Origin of the sequence: Synechococcus sp. F70.1 (assembly GCF_047502745.1) — a bacterium.
GTDB lineage: Bacteria > Cyanobacteriota > Cyanobacteriia > Thermostichales > Thermostichaceae > Thermostichus.
On sequence record NZ_JANSJL010000050.1, the window covers coordinates 1 to 2,194 of the forward strand.

2 protein-coding genes are annotated in these 2,194 nt (G+C 51.5%); both read left to right on the forward strand.

Features of this window, described 5'->3' with window-relative positions; genetic code table 11:
- Window positions 1-197: 197 nt before the first annotated feature.
- A complete protein-coding gene (locus tag NW860_RS04820) occupies window positions 198-359 on the forward strand; it encodes a hypothetical protein (protein ID WP_414512741.1) in 162 nt (53 codons plus the stop codon).
- Between the two features lie 2 nt (window positions 360-361).
- On the forward strand, window positions 362-2,194 hold a 1,833-nt coding region (locus tag NW860_RS04825; RefSeq protein ID WP_414512743.1), incomplete at its 3' end, for an ATP-binding protein.

Consider the following 2,194-nt stretch of genomic DNA (forward strand, 5'->3'; position numbering starts at 1 on the left):
AGAACGTTCCCTTGGCGCGGATTCTAGGCCTACGGCCGAGTAGCGCGAACAGGCCAGATAGCCCTAGCAAACCCCGTCCCGACAACGGGGTAGAAGTCGATCTCGACTTCCTGGAGAAGGTCTTTCGAACTTGCGAGGGGATGGGAGGGCGCCACTCCCGGGTTTACCTATCGGATTTGCGAAAGAGATTTCCCCATGTGCCACGTCAGCAATTGGATCAGGCTCTTGTGGCTTTAGATCGCCAGGCCAAGATTGTGTTGATGCCTCTTGACGATCCCTCAACTATCACCCCTGAACGCGAGGCGGCGGCTATTACCCTCTCCGGTGCCAAAAGACACTTTCTGCGAATTAGGAGTTAAGTATGCGGAGCACGGAACCTGTGATCTCTCTGCCAGAACAACAGAAGGACCTTGAGGCTCTCAAGGAAGTTGATTTTGATTGGACAGTTCATCTGAAGAAAATCTGGCAGGTACCAGAGTTTGACGTTCCCGATCTTAATCGAGAAGCCAGAGAGCAACTATTCGAGCGGCTGGAGAAGCTGATTCAATCTCCCAAAAACGGATCTCCGCTGGGGATCCCTGTCCTCGGCAGCGGCGGCACTGGGAAAACTCACCTGCTCAGGGTATTGAGGCAGCGCTGCTTTGAAAAGGGCGTGGGATTCGTCCTGGTGGACATGACAGATGTGAAGGATTTCTGGAAAACATTGGTTCAGGGATACCTTACATCTTTGATGCAGGAAGAGCCAGATGGAAGAAGCCAGTTAGAGAAGGTTCTCGATCAAATTTTCCTGAAAGCTCTGGCCAGTCCTAGGAGAGCAGAAGAGATTGGCAGACTTCCTCCCAATCTCTTATTCAGAGTTGTCAATCGAGTTCTGCAATGGCTGTCCACTCAGGATAAGAGCAACACACTTAAGTATAGAGACTGTGTGAGGGCCATGATTTTGGCCAACTCTGCCAACTTTGCGATAGCTGCGGCTGGAATAAGCTGGATAGAGGGCTTAGGCGTAGATCCAGAGATGAAGGAACAACTCGGTTTTGACTCGCCAGGCCTAGCTCCCAGCGAGACCGTCGCGGGGCTTTCTTGGCTCATGAGCCTGAGGGGGCCCACTGTAGTTGCTTTGGATCAACTGGATCCGATCATTGTGCAATTTCACATAGCTTCAGAAGAATCAGGGGCAGAAGCAAAGGCCACAGAAAATATCATTCACAGCATTGGGGGCGGCCTTATTGCGATACGGGATTATCTCTCTCGATCTCTTGTAGTTGTCTCCTGCCTAGAAGAGTCTTGGGAAATCCTAACAAAGACAGCTGTTTCTACCTTTTCAGGTCGCTTTGAGTCCCCTTTGCTCTTAGCGCTTCTTCCCTCTGCAGCAACTGCTGAGGCTGTTGTTGTCTCTCGCTTAGAAAAAGCCTATCGCAAGGTTGGCTTTACCCCTCCCTATTCCTCCTATCCCTTTAAGCCGGAGTTTTTTGAAAGCAATCAATTTCTGTCTCCCCGAGAGCTTTTGCGAAAATGCCATGAGCACAGGGAGAGCTGCTTGAAAGCAGGGAAAGTTATCGAGTTAGGATCCTCCGGTTCTCCTCTTACTACTTCAAGTGCTCCTCTGCAGGAACTGGATCGCGAGTTTGAGAAATTTAGGAAAGACGGCGATATCTCTCCATATTTTCAGGAAAACGAGAATGAGCTATGGAAAGAACTTCTAACTTCTATATGTCACTTTCTCATCTGGCAAGAGAAGCTGCCGCCCAGCATTGGCAGCCAGGTAGAAACTGACTTCCCTGGATCCAAAAGTTTTTCCCAGCTGCACTCTCGTCTGCGCCTGATCTTCCACGAGGCAAACGAGCAAGAAAAGCACCTGTGTTTGATAGCTATTCAATCAGGTAATCCTAAAGCCTTCCAGGCTCGCCTAGGAGCCGCCAAGACAGCCGCCGGGATCGATCCGGCCCTGCGATCTCGCAAGCTAGTGGTGGTGCGCACGATACCAGTGCCCAGAGGCCCGGTAAGCCAAAAATTGTGGCAGAGTTTTCTTGCGGAGGGCGGGATCCACTGGCGGCCCAGCGAGGAGGAAATCAGGGTTCTGCTGGCCCTGGAGCAGCTCCAATCCAGACCCGGTTTTAGAGATTGGCTGGCGGAACGGCAACCTCTTACCCACCTGGCAAATGCTGAGTTGGATTCGGGGCTGGCCAAAATCCTT